Origin of the sequence: Roseovarius sp. A-2 (assembly GCF_002072155.1) — a bacterium.
In the GTDB taxonomy this organism is placed as follows: Bacteria; Pseudomonadota; Alphaproteobacteria; order Rhodobacterales; family Rhodobacteraceae; genus Roseovarius.
In genome coordinates, this window is the sequence record NZ_BDIY01000008.1 from 112964 (window position 1) to 135229 (window position 22266).

Here is a 22266-nt window from a genome sequence, read left to right on the forward strand (position 1 = left end):
GATCAGCCTTTGGTTCGGGGGCGCGAGGAACCTTGCGCCCCCGCCGGTCGTGATGCGGCGTCAGGACTTGAAGTCGGTCCAGACATCCGTCCAATCCTCGACCGGTTGCTGCACGGGGGTCTTGCGAATGTGGATCTTGCCATCCGCGAATTCGTCCATCACGTTGCGGTCCTCGAAGGTATGCCGAAGGAGGCGGGCGTGCTCGGGCGCGTCCTTGTTGAGTTGAACCCAACCGGCGCGCGACGGGATCGAGGCGTTATAGGCGGGCATGCGCGCGCTGCGGCTCTGACCTTCGGGTGAGGCCATGTACTGGATGAACGCCTTTGCGAGATCCGGCTTCGGCGTGCCCCGGGCGATGGAGAGCGATTCCGTCCATTGCAACCCGCCTTCGCGCGGGACCCAGCTGTCCACCGGGACGCCATCAGCCGACAAAAGCAGCGTGATCCAGTCGCCCACGCCGGGAATGATCGCGGCATCGCCGTTGGTCAGGGACGAAAAGGTATTGGCCATCGAATAGAAGCCCGAGGTCTGTGGCTTCAGCGACATCAGGGTCTCGGACATCCTTTGGAAACCGGCATCGTCGATATCGAAGGGATTGTCATTGCCGCCCGCCAGTCCCACGCAACCCATCGAGGGCAGATACCAGTCAAAGTACCCCACCTTGCCGGTGACCTTGGGATCCCACATGGCCTGATAGGTATCCACCTCGTCACGGGTGAACACGTCGGTTCGGTAGGATACCCCGAGGAACCCGTAGCGAATGATCACCGAATAGAGGTCACCGTCCAGCCAGTGGCCTTCGAATTTCTGGAACTCGGGAAAGAAATCCTCGAACGGGTAATCCTCGGGGCTCAGCGGGTTGATGAACTCCGCATCGCGCAGCTGCACGACATATTCCGCATCCGCAAGGATCACGTCATAGGCCCCCACCGGCGACTGGCTCACCAGCGCCATCATGTTATCGCCGCCGACATACTCCTTGGCCACAACCCGCACGCCGTGCTTTTCCTCAAAAGGGCCTACGACCTCGGGGTCGTTGTGCCCGGGCCAGCACAGAAGGTTGAGCGTGTTCTCCTGCGCCCGCGCCACATAGGGGCTGGACAGCAATGGCAGTGCGGCGCTTGCGCCGAGGCCCCTCAGCACGGTCCGGCGGTTCAGCCCCTTGCGCAGCCCTGCATATCTTCTGAAATCGGTCATGTCTTGGTCTCCCCGTTTTTGATTTTATCTGCGGTCAGCCCTGAAATGTGTCGAAGTTGGGCTGTGTCGTCCAAAGGTCGAGAACCTCGCGCGCCTCGGCGGCCAGCAGCCGCTCCGTGGGCAGCGCGCGCTCGTGCAGATCGGCCCGCACCATGTCGCGCAACGGTTGCAGGTCAAAGCCCAGCGCCTCGGCATCCGCCAGCGTGTTGGCATAATAAAGCGTGTCGATCCCGGCCCAGAACATGGCGGCCACGCACATCTCGCAGGGCTCGCAGGTGGTGTAGAGATCGCAGCCCGACAGATCCCATGTGCCCAGGTTTCGGCCCGCGTCGCGAATGGCCTCGATCTCGCCATGCGAGGTCGGATCGTGGCGGTTCACGACGTGGTTGCAGCCCTCGCCGACGATCTTGCCATCCTTGACCACAACCGCCCCGAACGGCGCGGCGCCATGCTCCAGCATCTCGCGACGACTGATCTCGATCGCCCTGCGCATGAAGTTGGTCTTGTCCATGTGTTGCCCCCGGGATTGAACGTGCCTGAACGAAAGGAAAGGCCCTGACGCAAGTCAAGTTGCGGACCGAAACGCGGCGGCCGATCTCACGGCACATCCGGGAAACTGCCCTGCAAATGCGCGTTTTACCTCCATTTGGTCAAATGGCAGGCGTTCGGGGTTTCGTGCGGTCCGATGATCGGGATGACATGGATGTGCCGGTGCCAATGCCCGGCCCGGCACGCGGGCATGCCCGCGTCGGGGTCAAAGGCGGCACGCCCTATCCCGGCGGCAGGATGTCGGCCGGTTTCAGGCGTTGGATCTTGCCCGATGGCCCCTTGGGCAGTTCGGCAATGAAATGCACCCGGTCAGGCGATTTGAACGAACCCAGCCGATCACGGCAAATCTCGATCAGTTGCGCGGGCTCCAGCGTCGAGCCGTCGCACAGCCGCACCGCCGCCTCGACCGTTTCGCCCTAGCACGCGCAGGTCCGGGCAAAGGCCGCCGCGAACAGATCGGCGCAGGCGGGATGCGCACAGGCAAACCGCGCCTCGGAATGGTCGAGCGCATACGCTATGGCGTCACGCCCGGCATCGAGGTTGATCATCACCGTCCGGCACCCGCCATAGGCCGCCCCGTAAAAGGCGCAGAGCGCATCTTCGGCTGTTGGGAGCCATGACCGCCACGCCTTCGTCTTTGGCCGCACCGCTCGCAGTCAGCATCCGGGCAAGCCCCATGGTCGCCTCGCGCAACTCGGCCCATGTCATCCGCGTCCCGGTTTCTGGAAACACGACCGAGACGCCACCGGCCCCGGCCCGCAAATCCAGCCAGTCACGGATCGTCCCGCCCGGCAGGCTGTTCGGGTCCAGCGTCATCGTCCGGCCTCGTTCCAGTACTCCGCAAAAATATCCTCAAGGCTCGGCTCGCGCGGCGGAATTTCCCGCACGATCTTGGTGGATTGCAAAAAATGCCGCCAATGCAGGTTCTCGTGGGTTGCATTGCCGCCCCAAGAGCCGCAGCCCATCGATAGCGAAAACGGCATCCCGTTGGTGAACGACCCGCCGGTGGCAAAGGTATGCGCCTGATTGTCGATCACCCGGCTGGTCGGAATCGCCCTGGCGAGGATCATAGGACGGTCGGCATCCGTGCTGTGCAGCCCCACGGAATGGCCCGCGCCCTGATGCAGCTGAATGGTGCGCGTGGTCGTGATTGCCGCGTCGAAATCGGCGGCGCGATAGAGCGCCAGAAGCCGGCTCAGCTTCTCGCCGTTCAGTGGATGATCGGGGCCGATGCCGGTCGTCGGCACGGCGATATATTCGGTCCCGTCGGGCACCCTGCCCGCCAGCCCCAGCGCGGCGATCATTCGGTCCGCGTCCTGCGCGATCACCTCGCGGCTCAGATGCCCGTCGGGCCACAACGCCGCGACCACGGCGGCCTCGTCGTCGGTCACCGCACCGCCCGCAACGGCCATCGCCGCAACAAAGCCATCATAGACCGCATCCACAACCACGAGCGCATTCTCAGACGAACAGGAGGTGGCGTTGTCAAAGCACTTGGACGCGCGAATTTTCTCTGCCGCCGCAAGGTCGGCGGTCTCATCGACGATTACCGTCACGTTCCCTGCCCCCACGGCCACTGCGGGGAGGCCCGCCATCTGGGCGCGATGCACATTGTTCTGGCTGCCGGTGCAGACGATCTTGTCACACCCCTCCATCAGGGCCTGTGTCTTCACCTTGGAGCCCGGGGCCGGCACCATCCGCACCAGATCCGAGTCTTCGCCGATCCTGGCGAACTCCGCATGGATATACTCGATCAGCGTCTCGCAACTGGGCACGCTCTTGGGCGAAGGGGCCACGACAATCGAATTGCCGCATTTCAGCGCGTTGATGATATTGTTCGCGGGGGTCGCCACCGGGTTGGTCGATGCACGATCGCGCCCACAACCCCCAAGGGGCGTGCAATCTCGGTGATCCCGGTCTCGGGATCATCTGACATCACGCCATAGGTCACCGCATCCATGATATCCCGCATCAGGCCCAGCGTCTTGCGGTGGTTCTTGATGATCTTGTCATCGACATTGCCAAGCCCGGTTGTCTCGACCGCCAGTTCGGCAAGCGCCGCGTTGCGCGCGGGCTCCATGATGGCCCATGCCACGGCCTGCGCCGCGCGGTCATAGCGCAGTTGACTGCCCTCCGCCTCGTAGCACGCCTGCGCGGCACGCGACCGGGCAATCACATCTTCCAGTTGGCAAGCGGGTCTGGCGCGTTCATCTCTCGATCTCACTTTCATCGATATCTGGGCACGTTCTCAACGCGCGCCCTGACTGATTGCGGATTACAGCCCTGACAGAAGGTCTTTCAGGGTCTCTTCACGAGCCGCACAGCTTCTGGCGAAGATCGAAGAGCGCAATCCTGACAAGCGATTGATCCATGTGATCTGGGATAATGCAGCCTATCACAAAGGACCGGATGTCAGGGACATTCCTGGCCAGACCAGAGTGTCGCATCCATCTGATCCAGCTGCCGCCCTACTGCCCACATCTGAACCCGATAGAAAGGCTGTGGGCCGTCATGCACCAACACGTGACACACAATCGGCACTATCCAAGCCAAGAGCAGGTGTCAGACAACTTCCGGGTCATCAACTACGACAAATTCCGGGTTTTGGCGTCGCTGCGGTATATTGTAGATTTGGAGCGGGCGACGGGAATCGAACCCGTATCATCAGCTTGGAAGGCTGAGGTCTTACCATTACACAACGCCCGCTCAACGGCCCCGTTGTTAGTAGAGCCTGCGGCGAGGGTCAAGACGCCAAGCGGCGCTCAGTAGTTCTGTGCCTTGCGAATGCGGGTCATCCGCCCCTCTTCGGTGACCGCGCCGCCAAGCGTTGTCACGCCCTTGGCCTGCAAGAGTGCCAGCATGCGGATGAAGACCTCGGCCGTGGCCACCGTGTCGCCCATGGCGGTATGGCGCGCCTCGGGCGGGATGCGCACGCCGAATCGGTCGCAGAGCGCATCGAGCGTGTGCTGCCCGGTATGATCGAACAGCCCCGCCGACATCAGCACGGTGCACAGTACCGGATTGTCAAACCGCCGCCCGATCACCTGCTCCTTGAGCCGCAGGAAGGCCAGATCGAACGGCGCGTTATGCGCGACCAGAACCGCGCCCCGGCAGAACTCGTGAAACCGCTGCCCGGCCTCGGCGATGTCGGGTGCACCCTCGACCATCGCGTCGTTGATGTGATGCACGCGGGTCGAGGCAGGCGGGATGGCGCGGCCCGGATTGACTAGCGTGTCAAAGCTTTCACCGCGCAGGATGCGGCCATTGACGATGCGCAGCCCCGCGATCTGCACGATCTCGTCGCCGCCGCGCGGCGAGAGGCCGGTGGTCTCGGTGTCGAAGACCACGAAACTCAGATCCGAGAGCGGCGTCTCGGCCAGATCGGTGCCCGGCGCATCGGGCAGGTTGAAATCGTAAAACTCGGGCCGCGCATCGCCGGGGGCAAGGCGCGGCGCGGCAGAGGACAGGGGCAGCACGATCCGGTAGCCGCCAGCAGCCGTTTCGGCCCAGAGGTCAGTCTGATGCGCGGCCAGCGCGTCGCGCCCGGAATAGGCGCCGTAAGCCTCCGACAGCGGCGCGCGCAGCCAGCCGGTCATCTGTCCGTCGGTCACCGCCTCGCCCTGCCAGCCGAGGATCAGCCGGGTCTCGGCTCCCTCGACCTCGGCCGAGAGGGTGAGCGCGTCTCGGGTGCCATTCTCGGTCAAGTGGCATGAGAGCCGCGCGAGCAGCGTTGTCACGGCAAAGCCGTCGCAGGCCAGCATCGCCTCGCTGCGGGTGATCCTGACATCGGCGTTGGAATGGGCGCGCACCCCGTCGAACACATGGCTGACCGCGACCGGCGACATCGGCCAGCGGCGCGACTTGATCGCGGCATGGCGGGCGCTCAGATCGTCGAGACAGGAGAACAGCCGCGCCACTTCGTCCTCGATCCCCTGTCGCATCTGCGCACGCTCTTCGGGGGCGAGATCATCGGTGGATTGCAGCACCTCCAGCAGCGCGCCGATGGTGCCTGCGGGGCGGCGCACCCCCTCCATCAGCGCGGTGAAGAGGTGATCATGGGCGGCATGGGCGCTCAGATCCTCGGTGGCGTCGCGGAAAATGAGGACATGGCCCGACAGTTCCTCATCCGACAGGATGGGGCTCACGCGACCCAACAGAAAGCGATTGCCATCGGCAGAAGCGGCGAGAAAGGTCTCAGCGGCAATTTCACCGCGCACCCGCGCCTTTTGCATCCGCGCCAGCGCATCCATCACCGGCTCTGGCCGCAGGAAGGCCGAGAGCGGGCGATCAAGGCCGATCTCGCCCAGCAACTCCTGCGCCATGCGGTTATAGAGCATCACCCGATTGTCGGGCGTGGCCACCACCGCCCCCTCGCCCAGATCGCGAAACAGCGCCTCGAAGAGTGCCTTTTCCCGGGCGATGCGGGCGGTCTCACGCTCGACCGCGCGTTGCCGCGCGGCGCGCGCCTCCGAGAGCGCGGCGTTGATCGCGTTGGCGGCGGGGGCGAGCGTGCCGAGATGTTTGGCCTGCCCCTCGTCGATCTGCAAATCGACATCCGCACGGGCGCGAGTGGTCAGATCAGAGGCGAGCGCGAGGATCGGCTTGGCGACGTTCTCATCGAACAATAGCCCGATCCACGCAGCCAGCCCCAGCAGCCCGAGCGCCCCGATCAGCCCCGCGATCACGTAACCATCGGGCGGCCCGCCCGCGCGCGCGTGGCCAAAGATCAGCGCCCCCGCGATCAACGACGCACCACCCAGACCGAGGACGGCAAAGAAGAGCGCAAAGCGCAGCCGCAGGCCAAGCCGCTTGGTCAGACGCTCGATCATGCCCCCTCCCCCGCCAAGAGCGCGTTGATCTGCGCGGTCAAATCCGCGGCCGCGAAAGGCTTGGTCATGAAGGCATCGGCCCCCACCGCCATGCCCTTGCGCCGCTCCACCTCGCCGCCACCAGCGGTGATCATCAGCACCTTGATGCCCTTGAGGGCGGCGTCCCTGCGAATGATCTGGCAAATCTCGTAGCCCGAACGCTCCGGCAGCATCACGTCGAGCACCACCAGATCGGGCCGCTCCTCGGCCAGCGCATCCAGCGCCGCATTTCCGCTCGCCACCCGGCGCAGGGCATAGCCCGCCCGCCCGATCAGATGGGTGAGCGCCAGCGCGATATTGTCCTCGTCCTCGACGAGCAGAACGGTTTTTTGCGACATTGCGGGCCTCCTCTCCCGGTCATGTCCGGCGCATTCAAGTCTGGCAGAGCGCCTCGCTCAGCGGGTCGTTCTCGGCCATGCTCCTCCACGTGGCCTCGGACGGGTCGGCCAGCGCCGCACCACTCACATCGGCACGCGCGCCTTGCGCGCAGTTCACAAGTTGCGGGCGTTTCGCGGGCGGTGTCCAGCGTGCAAAGAAATAGAGATCGGCCAGCAGGATACCGGGGGCATCCGGATTGGTCTGCACGCTCTCGCGATCAAGCGCCATGATCCGCGTGGTCTGCGGGATGACATAGGTCCACGGCTTCCAGAACCGCGTCTCCTCGACGGTGACCAAAACCTCCACCCCCTCGGGCAGCCCTTGGGTGGTGCGCCCCGCCCAGCTATATTCCGACCAGATCGCATAGCCCAGCATGGCCGCCCCGGCCATCACCGGCGTAATCCATTTGGGCAGACGTCCGCCGCTCAGATGCCCCAAGATGAGGGCGAGACCGGCGGCAACCGCGCCTGCGGCGAATGTGGCGACGAGTTCAAAGAACATGATTTATCCTCTTGCCCCGCGCGACTGCCCGATGGCCGATTGCATTGTCTTGACCACCATGAAGGCATCGCGCAGGTGATTGCGCTCCAGATCCGACAGATCGGACGGGTTCATGAAATTATCCGGCACCTTGCCGCCCGCGATCTGCGCCGCCTGATGGCGCAGCCGGGTCTCTGCGATCAGGTCATAGGCGTCGAGCAGATCATGCGCGCCGCTTTCCGAGATCACGCCCCCCCCGCGCGCACCCTCGATCCGGTCGCGGGTGCCCGCTTCTTCCAGTGATCCCAGCAGCGCATAGATCCGCCCCAGATCGACCACCGGAACGACGCCCGAATGCTTGAGGTCGATGGTGTTCTTGTGCTCACCCGAACGGATCAGCGCAAACCCCCGCAAGAGGCCCAGCGGCACGGTATGCTTGAGCGCGTTCGAGATCATATGCGCCACGAAGATCGAATTCTTGCGGGCCTGCGCCAGCACCTCGGCCTGCAGGTTCTCAAAGAGCGCCGTCTTGCCCGCGATGGCGCGCAGGTCAAACATGACCGAGGCCAGCATCTGCGCCTCGTTGTCGGGCTGCGCGATCCAGCCCGCGAAATACTCGCGCCATACACGGCGCGGCTGTCGCCAGCGCGGATTGGTCGCCATCATGTCGCCGGGGCAGTAGAAGAACCCGCAGGTATCCAGCCCGTCGCTGACGAATTTGGCGAGATCGGCGAAATAGGCGTCGTGGCGCGCGGGATCAAACGCGTCGTCTAGGATCAGGCAATTGTCCTGATCGCTAACGCCCGTTTGCTCGCGCCGCCCCTGAGAGCCGCAGGCGGTCCAGAGGTAAGGAACTGGCGGCGGGCCCAACCGCGCCTCGGCCAGCCGCAAGAGCCGCCTTGTGATCGCATCGGTGATATCGGTGATCCGCCGGGTGATCGACGCGGGCTTGACCCCCGCCTGCACCAGTTGCGCCAGAAGGCCCGGCACCCGCTCCATCACATGGGCCATGTCCTGCGCGCTCTCGGCATGGGCGATATCGGCGACCATATGGCTGGCGGTGGCGGCCTGCTGGCGGAAGAGGTCAGTCTTGCCGATCATCCCCACCACGCGGCCGCCCTGCGCCACCGGCAGGTGATTGACCTTGATCTCCGACAGCAGCATCAGCGCATCGAGGCCAAGACGATTCGGCGCGATGGTCACCGGGTCGGGCGTCATCACCTCCGCCACCCTGATCTGCCCGTCCAGCCCTTCGGCCAGTACCTTGTTGGTCAGGTCATGGGCGGTGATGATGCCCGCCAGATGTCCCGCCTCCATCACCACGACAGACGAAATCACGTTGTCTCGCATCAACCGCGCCACTTGGGTGATCGTCGCCTCCGGCCCGCAGGTGACAGGATGTTTCGCCATCAGGTCCGAAACCTGAAGCGCGGTGAGGCCGGTGGCATAGGGGCCGGTATCGGCAGGGTCGGTGGCACGCGCGCGGGCGAACCAGCGGGCGATGCCGTCGCACTCCTCCATCAGCGCCAGGAACTCTGCCCCGGGGATGAGGATCAGGCGGGCCGCCTCTGACGCGCGGGCGGTCAGTTGTGCTGTGCCGTCACGCAGCAGGCCGCGCTCGCCCATGATATCGCCGGGACCGCGATGAGACACGATGTCATGGGCCCCGGTCTGAATGTCGAACGCGCCGGATACGACCACGTAAAGCCCCTTGAGCGGCGCGCCCTTGGCAAAGAGCGTCTCACCCTGCGCCAGATCCACGACCGTCAGACCGGGGGTAAGCCGCGCGCGCATCGCACCCGTGAGCGCGTCAAAAGGCGGCTGCGCGCAGAGCTTGTCGATCAGGGCGGGGTCGCTCTCGGGCATTGCCGGGCCTTTCTGGGGATGTCTGGAAATAGTCTAAAAGCGCCCATGCGTGCCGTAAATATCGGCGGGCGGAAAAGACGGGGGCGGCGTCCTGCGCCGCCCCAGCCCGGCTTGCTTAGTGATCGGCAGCCGCTGCCGCCGCACCTTTGGGCACGCGCACGCTTTCGACCAGATCTTCGATCTCTTGCGGGATCGGGGCGGTCATCTTCGACACGGTAAAGGCCACCGCGAAGTTGATCACAGCCCCCACAGCCCCGAAGGAGGTCGACTTGATCGTGCCAAGCAGCGGATCGGCGTCGGTAAAGCTGTTGGTGTCAGGAATGAACAGCCAACCCTTGTGCAGGAAGATGTAGATCAGCGTGATCGCAAGACCCGAGATCATGCCCGCCACGGCGCCCTTGTTGTTCACCTTGGTAAAGATGCCCATCATCAGCGCCGGGAAGATCGAGGCCGCCGCCAGACCAAAGGCCAGCGCCACGGTTTGCGCCGCAAAGCCCGGCGGATTGAGGCCCAGATAGGTGGCCACCACGATCGCCGCCGCCATCGCGACACGCGCCGACAAAAGCTCGCCCTTTTCCGAGATCCCCGGATTGAGCTGCCCCTTGATCAGATCGTGGCTCACCGCCGAGGAGATCGCGAGCAGAAGACCGGCAGCGGTCGAGAGTGCTGCGGCAAGACCACCGGCCGCGACCAGACCGATCACCCAGCCCGGAAGGTTGGCGATCTCGGGGTTGGCCAGAACAAGGATGTCGCGGTTGAAGTTCGTGAGCTCGTTTCCGGCCCAGCCTTCTTGCGCAGCCTTCGCCTGCATCTCGGCATTGGCGTCGTTGTAGTATTGGATACGCCCGTCGCCGTTCTTGTCTTCCCAGCCCAGCAGGCCGGTTTTCTGCCATGTGGCCATCCAGTCATACTTGGCATCGGTCTCGATCTGCTCGACAGAAACCGCCTGCGCATCGGTGCCGTTGGGCCACATCAGCTCAGTGATGTTGAGCCGTGCCATCGCACCCACAGCCGGGGCCGTGAGATACAGCAGCGCGATGAAGACCAGCGCCCAGCCCGCCGACCAGCGGGCATCGGCCACGCGGGGAACGGTGAAAAAGCGCATGATCACATGCGGCAGACCGGCGGTGCCGATCATCAGCGACAGCGTGAACAGCACCATGTTGAACGTATCGCCATGATGGGCGGTATATTCGTTGAAGCCCAGTTCGCGCACGATCTGATCAAGCTTGGTCAGAAGCGGCTCGCCCGAGGCGACGTGATCACCGAAAAGACCCAGTGCCGGGATCGGATTGCCGGTCAGTTGCAGCGAGATGAAGATTGCCGGAATGGTGTAGGCCATGATCAGCACGACATATTGCGCCACCTGCGTGTAGGTCACGCCCTTCATGCCGCCGAACACCGCGTAGGCGAAAACCACACAGGCCCCGATCAGCAGACCGGCGGTGTTGGAAATCTCCAGAAAGCGGCCAAAGGCCACGCCGACACCGGTCATCTGACCGATCACGTAAGTCAGCGATGCGACGATCAGACAGATCACCGCCACCATGCGAGCGGTCGGGCTATAGAACCGGTCGCCGATGAACTCGGAGACGGTGAACTTGCCGAACTTGCGCAGGTACGGTGCCAGCAGCAACGCCAGCAGCACGTATCCACCGGTCCAGCCCATCAGGAAGGTCGAGTTGTCATAACCGGTAAAGGCGATGAGGCCCGCCATCGAGATGAACGAGGCAGCCGACATCCAGTCGGCGGCGGTGGCCATGCCGTTGGTCACGGGGTGCACCCCACGGCCCGCCGCATAGAATTCAGAGGTCGATCCGGCGCGTGCCCAGATCGCGATGCCGATATAGAGCGCGAAGGACGCGCTCACGAACAGCAGGTTGAGTGTAAACTGATCCATTGTCCCCGGCTCCCTTATTCTTCACCGACGCCGTGTTCGGCATCGAGTTTGTTCATCCGCCAGGCGTAGAAGAAGATCAGCGCCAGAAAGACCAGGATCGAGCCTTGCTGTGCGAACCAGAACCCAAGGTCGGTGCCGCCCACTGCGATGCCCGACAACATGGGGCGCAACAGAATGCCGAACCCGAACGAAACCAGAGCCCAGATCACCAGGCTCCAGAGAATGATGCGCACATTGGTTTTCCAATATGCCTTTGCGGCTTCCTTATCGGACAAAGCGTGTCCTCCCTTTTGTCAAAGGTTTCCTCCTGCCCGCATCGGGACCATCCCGGCGCGGGCCTTCCCTTACGCGGTCGCCTGTCTGACGATCGTGTTCAGCTCTTGTGCCACGGTGCCGATCGCGGCCATGGCATCGACCCGGACGAGCACGCCCTTGCCGTCGTAATAGTCGATCAGCGGCGCGGTCTGCGCGTGATAGGCGCGTAGGCGTTGCTCCACCGTCTCGGCGTTGTCATCGGCACGGCGGGTCATTTGGGTGCCGCCGCACTTGTCGCAGGTGCCCTCCACGGCGGGGGTCTTGAACGTGTCGTGATAGCCCTCGCCACAGCCCGCGCAGGTGTAGCGCCCGGAAATCCGCGTCACCATCGCGGCGTCGTCCACCTCCAGGCTGATCGCCGCCCGGATGCCCGCACCCAGATCGGCCATCAGCCCATCCAGCGCCTCGGCCTGCACCGTGGTGCGCGGAAATCCGTCGAGAATGACGCCATTGGCACAATCAGGCTCGGCCAGCCGGTCGCGCAGGATCGCGATGACGATTTCGTCAGACACCAGATCGCCCGCCTCCATCACCGCCTTGGCCTGCCTGCCTGCTTCGGTGCCCGCCTTTACGGCGGCGCGCAGCAGGTCCCCGGTGGAAAGCTGCACCAGCCCGAACGCGTCCTCCAGCTTGCGCGCCTGCGTGCCCTTGCCCGCGCCCGGCGGCCCGAGCAGGACCAGATTGGCGGGGGTTTGCGCTGTCTTGGTTCCGTCCATTGTCACAGCCCCCTCATGCGCCGGCGCGGTTGGTGATCAGATCATCGACCACCGAAGGATCGGCCAGCGTCGAGGTATCGCCAAGACTATCGAAGTCATTCTCGGCGATCTTGCGCAAGATGCGGCGCATGATCTTGCCCGAGCGCGTCTTGGGCAGGCCCGGCGCCCATTGAATGACATCCGGCTTGGCGATCGGGCCGATTTCCTGACGCACCCAGTTGGCAAGCTGTGTGCGCAGATCGTCCGTGGCCTCGACCCCGTCCATCAGCGTGACATAGCAATAGATGCCCTGCCCCTTGATATCATGTGGATAGCCCACGACCGCCGCCTCGCTCACGGTTGCATGCGCGACCAGCGCGCTTTCCACCTCTGCCGTGCCCATCCGGTGCCCCGAGACGTTGATCACGTCATCGACGCGCCCGGTGATCCAGTAATCGCCGTCCTCGTCGCGGCGGCAGCCGTCGCCGGAGAAATAGTAACCCTTGAACAACTCGAAATAGGTCGAGACAAAGCGCGAATGGTCGCCCCAGATCGTGCGCATCTGACCGGGCCAGCTGTCCTTTAGCGCAAGCACGCCCTCGGTTGCACCGTCCAGCTCATTACCCTGATCGTCGAGCACGACGGGGGCCACGCCAAAGAACGGCTTGGTCGCCGAGCCGGGCTTGGGCGTGCCCGCGACACCGGGCAGCGGGGTGATGAGAATGCCCCCCGTTTCAGTCTGCCACCACGTGTCAACGATGGGGCAGCGGCCCTTGCCGACATTCTCGTTATACCAGTTCCACGCCTCGGGGTTGATCGGCTCACCGACCGAACCCAGCAAACGCAGGCTGCTGAGGTCACTGCCCTCAACAGGCGCGGTGCCCTTGCCCATCAGCGCGCGGATGGCGGTGGGGGCGGTGTAGAACTGCGTGACCTTGTGGCGCTCGCAGACTTGCCAGAACCGGCCCGCATCGGGATAAGTCGGCACGCCCTCGAACATCACGGTCGTGGCACCATTGGCCAGCGGCCCATAGACGATATAGCTGTGCCCCGTGACCCAGCCCACATCGGCGGTGCACCAGTAGACATCGCCCTCGTGATAATCAAAAATGTACTCATGCGTCATCGACGCATAGGTCAGATAGCCGCCGGTTGTATGCACCACGCCCTTGGGCATGCCGGTGGAGCCGGAGGTGTAGAGAATGAAGAGCGGGTCTTCGGCCTTCATTTCCTCGGGTGCGCAGTCAGCACCGACCTTCTCGGCCTCTTCATGCCACCAAAAATCAAGGCCATTGCGCCACGCCACCTGATCGCCGGTGCGCTGCACCACGAGGCACTTGACGTCATCGGTGTCATGCAGCAGCGCCTGATTGACGTTATCCTTGAGCTTGGTCTTGCGTCCGCCGCGGGGCGCGTGATCGGCGGTGATGACAACCTTGGCGTCACAGCCGTTGATCCGCGCACCCAATGCGTCGGGCGAAAAGCCCGCGAAAACGATGGAATGGATGGCGCCGATACGGGCACAGGCCAGCATTGCATAGGCCGCCTCGGGGATCATCGGCAGGTAGATCACCACCCGGTCGCCCTTTTCTACACCGAGCGATTTCAGCACATTGGCCATCTTGCCGACCTGCGCGTGCAACTCAGCATAGGTGATATGCAGCGCCTCGTCGGTGGGCTCGTCCGGTTCCCAGATGATCGCGGTCTGGTCGCCGCGCGTCGCCAGATGCCGGTCAATGCAATTGGCCGCAACGTTGAGCGTGCCATCCTCGAACCACTTGATCGACACGTCATCATAGGCGAAAGATGTGTTCTTAACCTTGGTGTAGGGCTTGATCCAATCGAGCCGCTTGCCGTGCTCGCCCCAGAAACCTTGCGGATCCTGAATTGACTGCGTGTACATGCGATCATAGGCTTCGGCGTCGATGTGATATCCACGCGCGTTCGCACCTGCAGCTTTAATGACATCATCCATGGCTTTAAATCCTCCATCCCTGACACCATATGACAGCCGGTCATGCGGTGTTGTGCTCCATGGGAAACTATACCCAGAAATGCGTAAAAAATTAACACGTCTGCCGTAAACATTACGAATTATGTGAAAAGATCTAACTTCCTCTCTGAGTTTTTTGTAAATTATTTTACTATTTGACTTTCTCTAAGGTTTTTTAGCACCCGGCGTCACAATTTATACGCGTGGGCCACGGTGCGCTGCCGCATCCCGACAACAAAAGCCCGGCACCAACGCAACTGCGGCACTCTGCCGCAAGGCGTTGAAGTGACGCGGCGTCACAACCGCCGCCAACGATTCGCGCCGCAGGGCACCGGCTGCAGGATTGGGCTTGCACCCGCCGCGAGACACGCCATCTTTGGCATAAAGGAGACCCGCGATGCCCTATGCCCATTCCGACAGCTCCGAAGCGGTCCTCGCCCATCCCGCGCCGGATGTAAAAACCCGCGAAAAGCTCGAAGGCGGCAAACGCTTCATTCTTGCGACCACGTTCGAGCCCGCGGGCGACCAGCCCACCGCCATCGCGGAGCTGAGCGAGGGCGTGCGCGAGGGCGAGCGCGACCAGGTGCTGTTGGGGGCGACCGGCACGGGCAAGACCTTCACAATGGCCAAGATCATAGAGGAGACGCAGCGCCCCGCGATCATCCTTGCGCCGAACAAGACGCTGGCGGCTCAGCTCTATGGGGAATTCAAGAGCTTCTTTCCCGAGAACGCGGTCGAATACTTCGTCAGCTATTATGATTACTACCAGCCCGAGGCCTATGTCGCGCGCAGCGACACCTATATCGAGAAGGAATCCCAGATCAACGAACAGATCGACCGGATGCGCCACTCGGCCACCCGCGCCCTTCTGGAACGCGACGACGTGATCATTGTCGCCTCGGTCAGTTGCATCTACGGCATCGGTTCGGTCGAGACGTATGGCGCGATGACCCAGGATCTGAAGGTGGGGGACAGCTATGATCAGCGCAAGATCATGGCCGATCTGGTGGCGCAGCAATACAAGCGCAACGATCAGGCATTCCAGCGCGGCAGCTTTCGGGTGCGCGGCGACAGCCTCGAAATCTTCCCCGCCCACCTCGAGGACCGCGCCTGGCGGCTCAGCTTCTTTGGCGAGGAGTTGGAGAGCATCACCGAATTCGACCCGCTGACCGGCGAAAAGACTGACACGTATCAACAGATCCGGGTCTACGCCAACAGCCACTACGTGACCCCCAAGCCGACGATGCAGCAAGCCATCATCGGCATAAAGAAGGAGTTGCGCCAGCGCCTCGATCAACTGGTCGGCGACGGTAAGCTCTTGGAGGCGCAGCGGCTGGAGCAGCGCACCCAGTTCGATCTGGAGATGCTGGAGGCAACCGGCGTCTGCAACGGCATCGAGAACTATTCACGCTACCTCACCGGCCGCGCCCCCGGCGAGCCGCCCCCGACCCTCTTCGAGTTCATCCCCGACAATGCCATCGTCTTCGCCGACGAATCCCACGTCTCGGTCCCGCAGATCGGCGGCATGTACAAGGGCGACTACCGGCGCAAGTTCACCCTGGCCGAGCACGGCTTTCGCCTGCCCTCCTGCATGGACAATCGCCCCCTCAAGTTCGAGGAATGGGACGCGATGCGCCCGCAATCGATCTTCGTCTCGGCCACCCCCGCCAAATGGGAGATCGAGCAGACCGGCGGCGTCTTTACCGAACAGGTGATCCGCCCCACCGGGCTCCTCGATCCACAGGTCGAAATCCGCCCCGTCGACACACAGGTCGATGACTTGCTAGACGAGGTGCGCCGCGTTGCGCAGGCGGGCTATCGCACGCTGTGCACCACGCTGACCAAGCGCATGGCCGAGGACCTCACCGAATACCTGCACGAACAGGGCATCCGCGTACGCTACATGCATTCCGACATCGACACGATCGAGCGGATCGAGATCCTGCGCGACCTGCGCCTTGGCGCCTTCGACGTGCTGATCGGGATCAACCTTTTGCGCGAGGGGCTGGATATCCCCGAATGCGGGCTGGTTGCCATTCTGGACGCCGACAAGGAAGGTTTTCTGCGCTCCGAAACCTCGCTGATTCAGACCATCGGCCGCGCCGCGCGCAATGCCGATGGCCGGGTCATCATGTATGCCGACCGCATCACCGGCTCGATGCAGCGCGCGATGGATGAAACCGACCGCCGCCGCGCCAAGCAGATCGCCTATAACGAGGAACACGGCATCACCCCCGCCACGATCCGCAAGAATGTCGATGACATCCTGCAAGGGCTCTACAAGGGCGACGTGGACATGAACCGCGTCACCGCCAAGGTCGACAAGCCGATGGCCGGGGCGAATTTGCAGGCGGTGCTGGAGGGGCTGCGCACCGACATGCGCAAGGCCGCCGAGAACCTGGAATTCGAAGAGGCCGCCCGCCTGCGCGACGAGGTCAAGCGGCTGGAGGCGGTGGATTTGGCCGTGGCCGACGATCCCTTGGCGCGGCAGCAGGCGGTTGAGAAGGCCTCCGAGGCGGCGGTGGGGTCGCGCGGGCGGTCAACGGCAGGGAGGCCGGGGCAGCGCGGGGGGAATGTGAAGCGGCGGGGGCGGTAGTTTTGATGCGTTCCGATTCTTTTGAGCGCGACCAATGGGCTTTAGACTTGGAAGAGCACCTTCTGCAAGGCGGTGCATCCTTTTCTGAATGGGCTACGCTTATGTCATATGAGGCCCACACCTGCTTTGTTGCAGGTGCCGACATATCAACTATCATTCTTTGCGCCAGCACGTGTGAGGCTTACCTTAAAACAGAGCAATCAGACTATGACGCTAAACTTTACATTTTAATCGAAAAATATGAACTTGACGACGAACTGAAGAACCGAATTCACAAGCTAAGAAAGTTACGAAACAGTTGGGTTCACTCGTTACAGGCAAACGGTCAAAAAGAATTTTCCTGTTACAGTGACGCTTACACACCTAGCTTAGAAAGAGACGCCAAATTTGCTTATGAAACAATGCTGATGCTTCTTTTTTCTAATCCTTTTGTGTAAACACGCAAAATTTTTGTTGTCCGGTGCTAACTCCCAAATTCTCAGGTTATCGAGTCTTAAAGGGCACCAACCGCGAATAGGCGATTAATGCAAAGCGCCAAAGCCGCCGCGTGGGGGCGCGTCGGCTTTGGCGCGGCGGCGCTGCGCACCTCGATTCCGCGCCCGCAAAACACTTCAAGGTTAACCTCCCCTTAACCAACCCTCCCGCATGCTCGACACATGCAAAACCGCAACTCTCCCCTCACGCCCGAGGTCTGGCTGCATGACCTCTTCACCTCTCGCGCGGTCCAACAGGGCACCGTGATCCGGCGTAAGGCGCGTGACATTGAGCGCTTCGCGGGGATGGACCTGTTCCTGCGTGAAATCCACCGGCGCGGCTATCAGGCGATTGAAAACTCCGGCCAGATCGTCATCTTCTGCAACCGCGCGCCGGTGCGCTGGCTCACGCCACCCCCGATTTCTTCAAAAGAAATCGGACCGAAATCTTTTCAAGATTTCGGACGCGACACGGCGGTGTGACGGACCCCCAGGCACCCGCCAAAAACGACGTCGCTTTCAGACGCCGGATCTTCGCATTCGTTCGATATGTCGAAAGCGACCACGTGGGTTGTCGAAATCGCATGGATTTCCACCGCTTTTACCATTGCGCCGCCATGTTTATCGCTTATGTGCGAGTTGTGAGCGGCGCGCCATTCGCGAACGCAACCCCGAGGCAGGAGGCAAGCCCATGACACGCGACGAACTGAACCGCGAACTGCGTATGCATTCTGCCTCCTGGCAGGCCGTGCTGATCGTCTATGGCGCGATCATCGGCACATTCGTGCTGTCGGCCATGGCGGTCCTCTAAGCACCCCAGACAACGCAGATCCCGACATGACAAACGGCGGAGGTTGCCCCCCGCCGTTGTTCGTCGCTTAGCCAGACGTCAAGTGACCTTGGCGTCTTTCGAATCTATTCTGGCCGCTGCCGCATCGCCCACATTGTCGACGCCGCGCTCTTCCAGAAGCGTGGTCAGCCAATCGGGGTCCATCTCGGGCACCGAACTGAGCAGCAGATCGGTATAGGGATGGTGCGGCGGCGTGAACATCTCGTCCTTCGGCCCCTGATCGACCACCTTGCCGTGCTGCATCACCACCACCTCGTCGGCGATGGAGCGCACCGTCGCAAGGTCATGGGTGATGAACATATAGGCGAGGTTCAGCTCGTTCTGGAGCCGGTCGAGAAGCCGCAGAATCCCCTCGGCCACCAGTTGATCGAGCGCCGATGTCACCTCGTCGCACACGATGAACGTGGGCTCCGCCGCGAGCGCGCGGGCAATGCCGATGCGTTGTTTTTGCCCGCCCGACAGCTCCGGCGGATAGCGGTAGTAATACTGCGCCGGTTCAAGCTCGATCAGGTCGAGCAGCTCATCCACCCGATTCTTGAGCGCGACTCCCTTGAGACCACCATAGAATGCCGCCGGGCGCGCGATGATCTCCGATATGCGCACCTTGGGGTTGAGCGCCGTGTCGGCCATCTGGTAGATCATCTGGCACTGGCGCAACTGGTCCTTGCTGCGGTTTCGAAAGCTGGGCGGGAAAGGCTCGCCTTTGAACAGCACCTCGCCCTTTGAGGGCGGCAACAGGCCGGTGATCACCCGCGCGGTGGTCGATTTTCCCGAACCGGATTCCCCCACCACGGCGACGGTCATGCCCTCGTATATGTCGAAACTCACATCATCGAGCACCTTTTCGCCCCCGGTGTAGGAGGCATCCACGTTCTTGACCGAAATCAGCGGCGGGGTGCCGTCGGTCGGCCTGCGCCGCTGCGGGCTCTCGAAACTGCGCACCGCCCAGAGCGATTTGGTGTAATCCTCCTTGGGATTGTCGAGCATCTCCTTGGTCGCCGCCTCCTCGACCTCCTCGCCCTTCAACAGAACCTTGATCGTGTCGGCCATCTGCGCCACCACCGCAAGGTCATGAGTGATGTAGATCGCGGCGGTGTTGAACTCGTCCACGATGTCGCGGATCGCGGCCAGAACCTCGATCTGCGTGGTCACATCGAGCGCCGTCGTCGGTTCGTCAAAGATGATCAGATCCGGGCGGCAGGACATCGCCATCGCCGTCATCGCGCGCTGTAACTGCCCGCCGGACACCTGGTGCGGATAGCGAAAGCCGATTTCACCGGGGTTGGGCAGGCGGAGCTTTTCATAAAGCTCCATCGCGTCCTCCTGCGCCTCCATCCGCTTCTTGAGACGGTATTGCAGCGGCGCTTCGGTGTGCTGGTCGATGATCTTGTGCGCCGGGTTGAACGACGCCGCCGCCGATTGCGCCACATAAGCAATACGAGAGCCGCGCAGCATGCGCCGATCCGCCTCGGTGGCAGTGGTCAACTCCATCCCGTCGAACTCGATCGAGCTGTCGACAATCCGCGTGCCGTCGCGGGCATAGCCCATACAGGCCGCCCCGATGGTGGATTTGCCCGCACCCGATTCGCCGATCAATCCCATCACCTCGCCCCGGTGCAGGGTCAGGTCGACACCCTTGATGATGTCGACCCATGTTTCATCCGAATACCCTTGGATCTTCAGGTCACGGATCTTCAGCAATACGTCGTTTTTCTTGATCATGACGATTACACCTTCAGTCCAGAGGAGCGGTAGAGCATCCAGTCCACCACGAAGTTGACCGCGACAGTCAGAAGCGCGATGGCCGCCGCAGGGATGAGCGGGGTGATCTCACCGAACGAGACCAGCGTCGCGTTTTCGCGCACCATCGAGCCCCAATCCGCCGTCGGCGGCTGAATGCCGAGGCCGAGGAATGACAGGCCCGCGATCAGCAGGAACACAAAGCAGAATTCCAGCCCGAACTCCGCCACCAGAGGTGCTGTGGAGTTGGGCAGAATTTCCCGGCGGATCAGGTACCATGTCTTCTCGCCGCGCAGCTTGGCGGCCTCGATATAGTCCATCACCACCACATTGCCTGCCACCGCCCGTGTCAGGCGGAAGACGCGCGGGCTGTAGATCACCGCCACTACCAGCACGAGGATGATCTCGGACGGGTTGAAGATGATCAGCATGAACCCGGCAAAGGCCACCGCCACCACGATCAGCGCCGCCAGCCCGACGGCCCAGCCGAGAATGTTGTTCTCGAACACCGCCGTCACCACCAAGAGCCCGGTGACCACCGCGAACCCGGTCAGCAACCAGAAACTTGTGGTGTCATTGGCCAGTTCGCCACCGAAGATCGACAGCATCAAGAGCGCAAAGATCAGCGACGGAATCGACATGATCACGTCCGAGGTGCGGGCGATGATCTGATCGAACCAACCGCCATTGACCGCCGCCAGCAAACCCGCGAGCGCACCTAGAAGGAAGGCCAGCACCGTCCCGGCAAGCGCCAGCGCCACGGTATTGCGCGCGCCATAGATGATCCGGCTGAACATGTCGCGGCCCAGCTGATCTGCCCCGAGAAGCATATTTTCATCCGCAGGCGCAAAGGCCGAGGAAATGATCTCGGCCTCGCCGAAGGGCGCGATCACCGGCGCGAAGATGCCCGCGATCGCGTAGGTGAAGATCACGAACATCCCGAACGCCGCCGTCAGCGGTGCCGTGCGCAACTCCTTGGCCAGGTTGACCGAGGCGATGGCAATCAGGAACTCGCGGAAGGCGTAGGACACCATCGCCGCCAGCGCAAGAAGCCCCGCTGCGATCGCCACGCCGCGCAGCGCACCCACCCCGCCGACGATGCCCAGAATGAACGACACCAGCGTCAGCGAGAAAATCAGCAGGAATGCCGATCGTTTGTTGAAATACGCCGCAAGGCAGGACGCGCCGAGTAGCAGAGTATAGTAGATAATGACGAAAACACTCATGTCTCTGCCCCCTTATTTCGGATGCCGCAGGCGCGGATTGGTCAGGATCGCGCCCACATCCGCCGCAAGGTTCAGCAGGATGAAGGTCGCCGCGAAGATCAGGCAGCAGGCCTGAACCACCGGGAAGTCGCGTTTGCTGACCGCGTCCACGAGCGCCTGTCCGATGCCGGGGTAGACGAACACCACCTCGACCAGCACCACGCCGGTGATCAGATAGGCCAGGTTCAGCGCCACCACGTTGATGATCGGGGCCCAGGCATTGGGCAGGGCGTGCTTGACGATCACCTTCCAGGGCGGTGCGCCCTTGAGCCGGGCCATCTCGATATAGGGCGAGGCCAGAAGGTTGATGATCGCCGCGCGCGTCATGCGCATCATATGCGCCGTCACCACCAGCACCAGCGTCAGCGCCGGCAGGAAGGTGCGATAGAGCAGATCACCGAAATCCATGTCCGAACTCAGGCTGGCAATCGCCGGGAACATGCTCGTCTTGACCGCCAGATAGAGGATCAGGATATAGCCCAGGAAGAATTCAGGACTCGAGATCGAGGTGAGCGTGGCCACATTGGCGACCCGGTCGAAGATCGAATTGCGCAGCAGTGCCACGACGATCCCCAGAGTGATCGAGATCGGCACCGCGATGGCCGCCGCATAGGTCGCGAGGAACAGCGTGTTGGCAAAGCGTTCGCCGATCGTCTGCGACACGCTTGCACCGGTCACGATGGAATTGCCGAAATCGAGCATCACCGCACCCGACAACCAATCGAGGTAGCGCACGATGGCCGGTTGATCGAGACCCATCTCGCGGCGCAATGCGGCCAGGTTCTCGGGCGTCGCGCCCTGCCCCAGCACCGCCTCGGCGATGTCACCGGGCAAAAGCTCGACCATGAAAAATATGATGACGGATATGACCAATAGGATGATCAGTCCGAGACCGAGCCGTTTTGCAACAAGCCCAAGGATGTCCCCCATCTTTCCCTCCTGCTGTTTCTGCCTGCCGCCTTGTTCCGGCGGGCCGTTTTCGGCTCAGGCGCACAGTGTTCTGTGTTTGCGGTCGCGCTTTGTGTTTTTGTATTGGCCGGTGCGACCGGATTGGCGAAACCGGAGGCAGGACAGACCCGCCACCGGCAATGAAAGACCCGG

18 protein-coding genes, 1 tRNA gene and 3 pseudogenes are annotated in these 22266 nt (G+C 62.6%); 4 read left to right on the forward strand and 18 right to left on the reverse strand.

Annotated elements, in window-relative coordinates; all coding sequences use genetic code 11:
* Window positions 1-60: 60 nt before the first annotated feature.
* The 6 genes and pseudogenes from BHD06_RS11485 to BHD06_RS11505 all read right to left on the reverse strand — a co-directional run bounded on the left by BHD06_RS11485 (window position 61) and on the right by BHD06_RS11505 (window position 3957).
* A complete protein-coding gene (locus BHD06_RS11485) occupies window positions 61-1197 on the reverse strand; it encodes a PotD/PotF family extracellular solute-binding protein (protein WP_080457161.1) in 1137 nt (378 codons plus the stop codon).
* Window positions 1198-1231: 34 nt separating this feature from the next.
* Window positions 1232-1708 (reverse strand): nucleoside deaminase, encoded by a 477-nt coding sequence (locus BHD06_RS11490; protein ID WP_080457162.1) that lies wholly within the window; start codon window positions 1706-1708, stop codon window positions 1232-1234.
* 259 nt (window positions 1709-1967) lie between these two features.
* Window positions 1968-2150: pseudogene (locus tag BHD06_RS24285) on the reverse strand (AMP-dependent synthetase); the annotation flags it as partial.
* Window positions 2151-2162: 12 nt separating this feature from the next.
* A complete protein-coding gene (locus BHD06_RS24290; RefSeq protein WP_254892392.1) occupies window positions 2163-2294 on the reverse strand; it encodes a hypothetical protein in 132 nt (43 codons plus the stop codon).
* Complete coding sequence (locus tag BHD06_RS11500) at window positions 2269-2562, reverse strand: AMP-binding protein (RefSeq protein WP_080457163.1); 294 nt, start codon at window positions 2560-2562, stop codon at window positions 2269-2271. Before BHD06_RS11500 ends, BHD06_RS24290 begins: the two co-directional genes overlap by 26 nt.
* A pseudogene (locus BHD06_RS11505) lies at window positions 2559-3957 on the reverse strand (aldehyde dehydrogenase family protein). The gene BHD06_RS11500 and the pseudogene BHD06_RS11505 overlap by 4 nt, the downstream one beginning before the upstream one ends.
* Before the next feature lie 104 nt (window positions 3958-4061).
* Between BHD06_RS11505 and BHD06_RS24670 the strand changes: the two are divergent.
* A pseudogene (locus BHD06_RS24670) lies at window positions 4062-4353 on the forward strand (transposase); the annotation flags it as partial.
* Window positions 4354-4378: 25 nt separating this feature from the next.
* Here the strand turns inward: BHD06_RS24670 and BHD06_RS11515 are convergent.
* The 9 genes from BHD06_RS11515 to acs all read right to left on the reverse strand — a co-directional run bounded on the left by BHD06_RS11515 (window position 4379) and on the right by acs (window position 14223).
* Window positions 4379-4452 (reverse strand) — tRNA-Gly (locus BHD06_RS11515).
* A 56-nt stretch (window positions 4453-4508) separates the two neighbouring features.
* Window positions 4509-6575: an exonuclease domain-containing protein gene (locus BHD06_RS11520; RefSeq protein WP_080457164.1), complete on the reverse strand. Its 2067-nt coding sequence runs from the start codon at window positions 6573-6575 to the stop codon at window positions 4509-4511.
* Window positions 6572-6952, reverse strand: a complete 381-nt coding sequence (locus tag BHD06_RS11525; RefSeq protein ID WP_080457165.1) for a response regulator transcription factor — start codon at window positions 6950-6952, stop codon at window positions 6572-6574. The genes BHD06_RS11520 and BHD06_RS11525 overlap by 4 nt, the downstream gene beginning before the upstream one ends.
* A 34-nt stretch (window positions 6953-6986) precedes the next feature.
* Window positions 6987-7493 (reverse strand): hypothetical protein, encoded by a 507-nt coding sequence (locus BHD06_RS11530; RefSeq protein ID WP_080457166.1) that lies wholly within the window; start codon window positions 7491-7493, stop codon window positions 6987-6989.
* Between the two features lie 3 nt (window positions 7494-7496).
* On the reverse strand, window positions 7497-9338 hold the full coding sequence (locus BHD06_RS11535) for a DUF294 nucleotidyltransferase-like domain-containing protein (RefSeq protein WP_080457167.1): 1842 nt from the start codon (window positions 9336-9338) through the stop codon (window positions 7497-7499).
* Between the two features lie 115 nt (window positions 9339-9453).
* Window positions 9454-11238, reverse strand: coding sequence for a sodium:solute symporter family protein (locus BHD06_RS11540; RefSeq protein WP_080457168.1), 1785 nt, complete (start codon window positions 11236-11238; stop codon window positions 9454-9456).
* Window positions 11239-11252: 14 nt separating this feature from the next.
* The gene (locus BHD06_RS11545) at window positions 11253-11513 is read right to left on the reverse strand and encodes a DUF4212 domain-containing protein (RefSeq protein ID WP_050662583.1); all 261 of its coding nucleotides are present in this window, start codon (window positions 11511-11513) and stop codon (window positions 11253-11255) included.
* A 69-nt stretch (window positions 11514-11582) separates the two neighbouring features.
* A complete protein-coding gene (locus BHD06_RS11550; RefSeq protein ID WP_080457169.1) occupies window positions 11583-12269 on the reverse strand; it encodes an adenylate kinase in 687 nt (228 codons plus the stop codon).
* 13 nt (window positions 12270-12282) lie between these two features.
* Window positions 12283-14223, reverse strand: coding sequence for an acetate--CoA ligase (gene acs / locus BHD06_RS11555; RefSeq protein ID WP_080457170.1), 1941 nt, complete (start codon window positions 14221-14223; stop codon window positions 12283-12285).
* A 415-nt stretch (window positions 14224-14638) separates the two neighbouring features.
* Between acs and uvrB the strand changes: the two genes are divergently transcribed.
* The 3 genes from uvrB to BHD06_RS11565 all read left to right on the forward strand — a co-directional run bounded on the left by uvrB (window position 14639) and on the right by BHD06_RS11565 (window position 17793).
* Window positions 14639-16837, forward strand: coding sequence for an excinuclease ABC subunit UvrB (gene uvrB, locus BHD06_RS11560; protein WP_080457171.1), 2199 nt, complete (start codon window positions 14639-14641; stop codon window positions 16835-16837).
* A gap of 5 nt (window positions 16838-16842) precedes the next feature.
* A complete protein-coding gene (locus tag BHD06_RS23005) occupies window positions 16843-17274 on the forward strand; it encodes a hypothetical protein (RefSeq protein ID WP_139784703.1) in 432 nt (143 codons plus the stop codon).
* 219 nt (window positions 17275-17493) lie between these two features.
* On the forward strand, window positions 17494-17793 hold the full coding sequence (locus tag BHD06_RS11565) for an aspartate aminotransferase (protein ID WP_080457172.1): 300 nt from the start codon (window positions 17494-17496) through the stop codon (window positions 17791-17793).
* Between the two features lie 406 nt (window positions 17794-18199).
* Here the strand turns inward: BHD06_RS11565 and BHD06_RS11570 are convergent, their stop codons facing one another.
* Genes BHD06_RS11570 through BHD06_RS11580 form a run of 3 tightly spaced genes read right to left on the reverse strand, consistent with a single transcriptional unit; the run spans window position 18200 to window position 22095 of the window.
* Entirely contained in the window at window positions 18200-19882 is a 1683-nt protein-coding gene (locus BHD06_RS11570) for an ABC transporter ATP-binding protein (RefSeq protein WP_080457173.1), read from the reverse strand.
* Between the two features lie 5 nt (window positions 19883-19887).
* Window positions 19888-21126 carry an ABC transporter permease gene (locus BHD06_RS11575; RefSeq protein ID WP_080457174.1) on the reverse strand — a complete coding sequence of 413 codons (1239 nt, stop codon included), beginning with the start codon at window positions 21124-21126 and terminating at the stop codon, window positions 19888-19890.
* Window positions 21127-21138: 12 nt separating this feature from the next.
* A complete protein-coding gene (locus tag BHD06_RS11580) occupies window positions 21139-22095 on the reverse strand; it encodes an ABC transporter permease (RefSeq protein ID WP_080457175.1) in 957 nt (318 codons plus the stop codon).
* Window positions 22096-22266 lie beyond the last annotated feature (171 nt).

Bases quoted from the DNA above. Each gene is read 5' to 3' on its own strand.
- BHD06_RS11485 (WP_080457161.1), bottom strand. From the start codon at position 1,197: ATGACCGATTTCAGAAGATATGCAGGGCTGCGCAAGGGGCTGAACCGC.
- BHD06_RS11490 (WP_080457162.1), bottom strand. From the start codon at position 1,708: ATGGACAAGACCAACTTCATGCGCAGGGCGATCGAGATCAGTCGTCGC.
- BHD06_RS24290 (WP_254892392.1), bottom strand. From the start codon at position 2,294: ATGATCAACCTCGATGCCGGGCGTGACGCCATAGCGTATGCGCTCGAC.
- BHD06_RS11500 (WP_080457163.1), bottom strand. From the start codon at position 2,562: ATGACGCTGGACCCGAACAGCCTGCCGGGCGGGACGATCCGTGACTGG.
- BHD06_RS11520 (WP_080457164.1), bottom strand. From the start codon at position 6,575: ATGATCGAGCGTCTGACCAAGCGGCTTGGCCTGCGGCTGCGCTTTGCG.
- BHD06_RS11525 (WP_080457165.1), bottom strand. From the start codon at position 6,952: ATGTCGCAAAAAACCGTTCTGCTCGTCGAGGACGAGGACAATATCGCG.
- BHD06_RS11530 (WP_080457166.1), bottom strand. From the start codon at position 7,493: ATGTTCTTTGAACTCGTCGCCACATTCGCCGCAGGCGCGGTTGCCGCC.
- BHD06_RS11535 (WP_080457167.1), bottom strand. From the start codon at position 9,338: ATGCCCGAGAGCGACCCCGCCCTGATCGACAAGCTCTGCGCGCAGCCG.
- BHD06_RS11540 (WP_080457168.1), bottom strand. From the start codon at position 11,238: ATGGATCAGTTTACACTCAACCTGCTGTTCGTGAGCGCGTCCTTCGCG.
- BHD06_RS11550 (WP_080457169.1), bottom strand. From the start codon at position 12,269: ATGGACGGAACCAAGACAGCGCAAACCCCCGCCAATCTGGTCCTGCTC.
- acs (WP_080457170.1), bottom strand. From the start codon at position 14,223: ATGGATGATGTCATTAAAGCTGCAGGTGCGAACGCGCGTGGATATCAC.
- uvrB (WP_080457171.1), top strand. From the start codon at position 14,639: ATGCCCTATGCCCATTCCGACAGCTCCGAAGCGGTCCTCGCCCATCCC.
- BHD06_RS23005 (WP_139784703.1), top strand. From the start codon at position 16,843: ATGCGTTCCGATTCTTTTGAGCGCGACCAATGGGCTTTAGACTTGGAA.
- BHD06_RS11565 (WP_080457172.1), top strand. From the start codon at position 17,494: ATGCAAAACCGCAACTCTCCCCTCACGCCCGAGGTCTGGCTGCATGAC.
- BHD06_RS11570 (WP_080457173.1), bottom strand. From the start codon at position 19,882: ATGATCAAGAAAAACGACGTATTGCTGAAGATCCGTGACCTGAAGATC.
- BHD06_RS11575 (WP_080457174.1), bottom strand. From the start codon at position 21,126: ATGAGTGTTTTCGTCATTATCTACTATACTCTGCTACTCGGCGCGTCC.
- BHD06_RS11580 (WP_080457175.1), bottom strand. From the start codon at position 22,095: ATGGGGGACATCCTTGGGCTTGTTGCAAAACGGCTCGGTCTCGGACTG.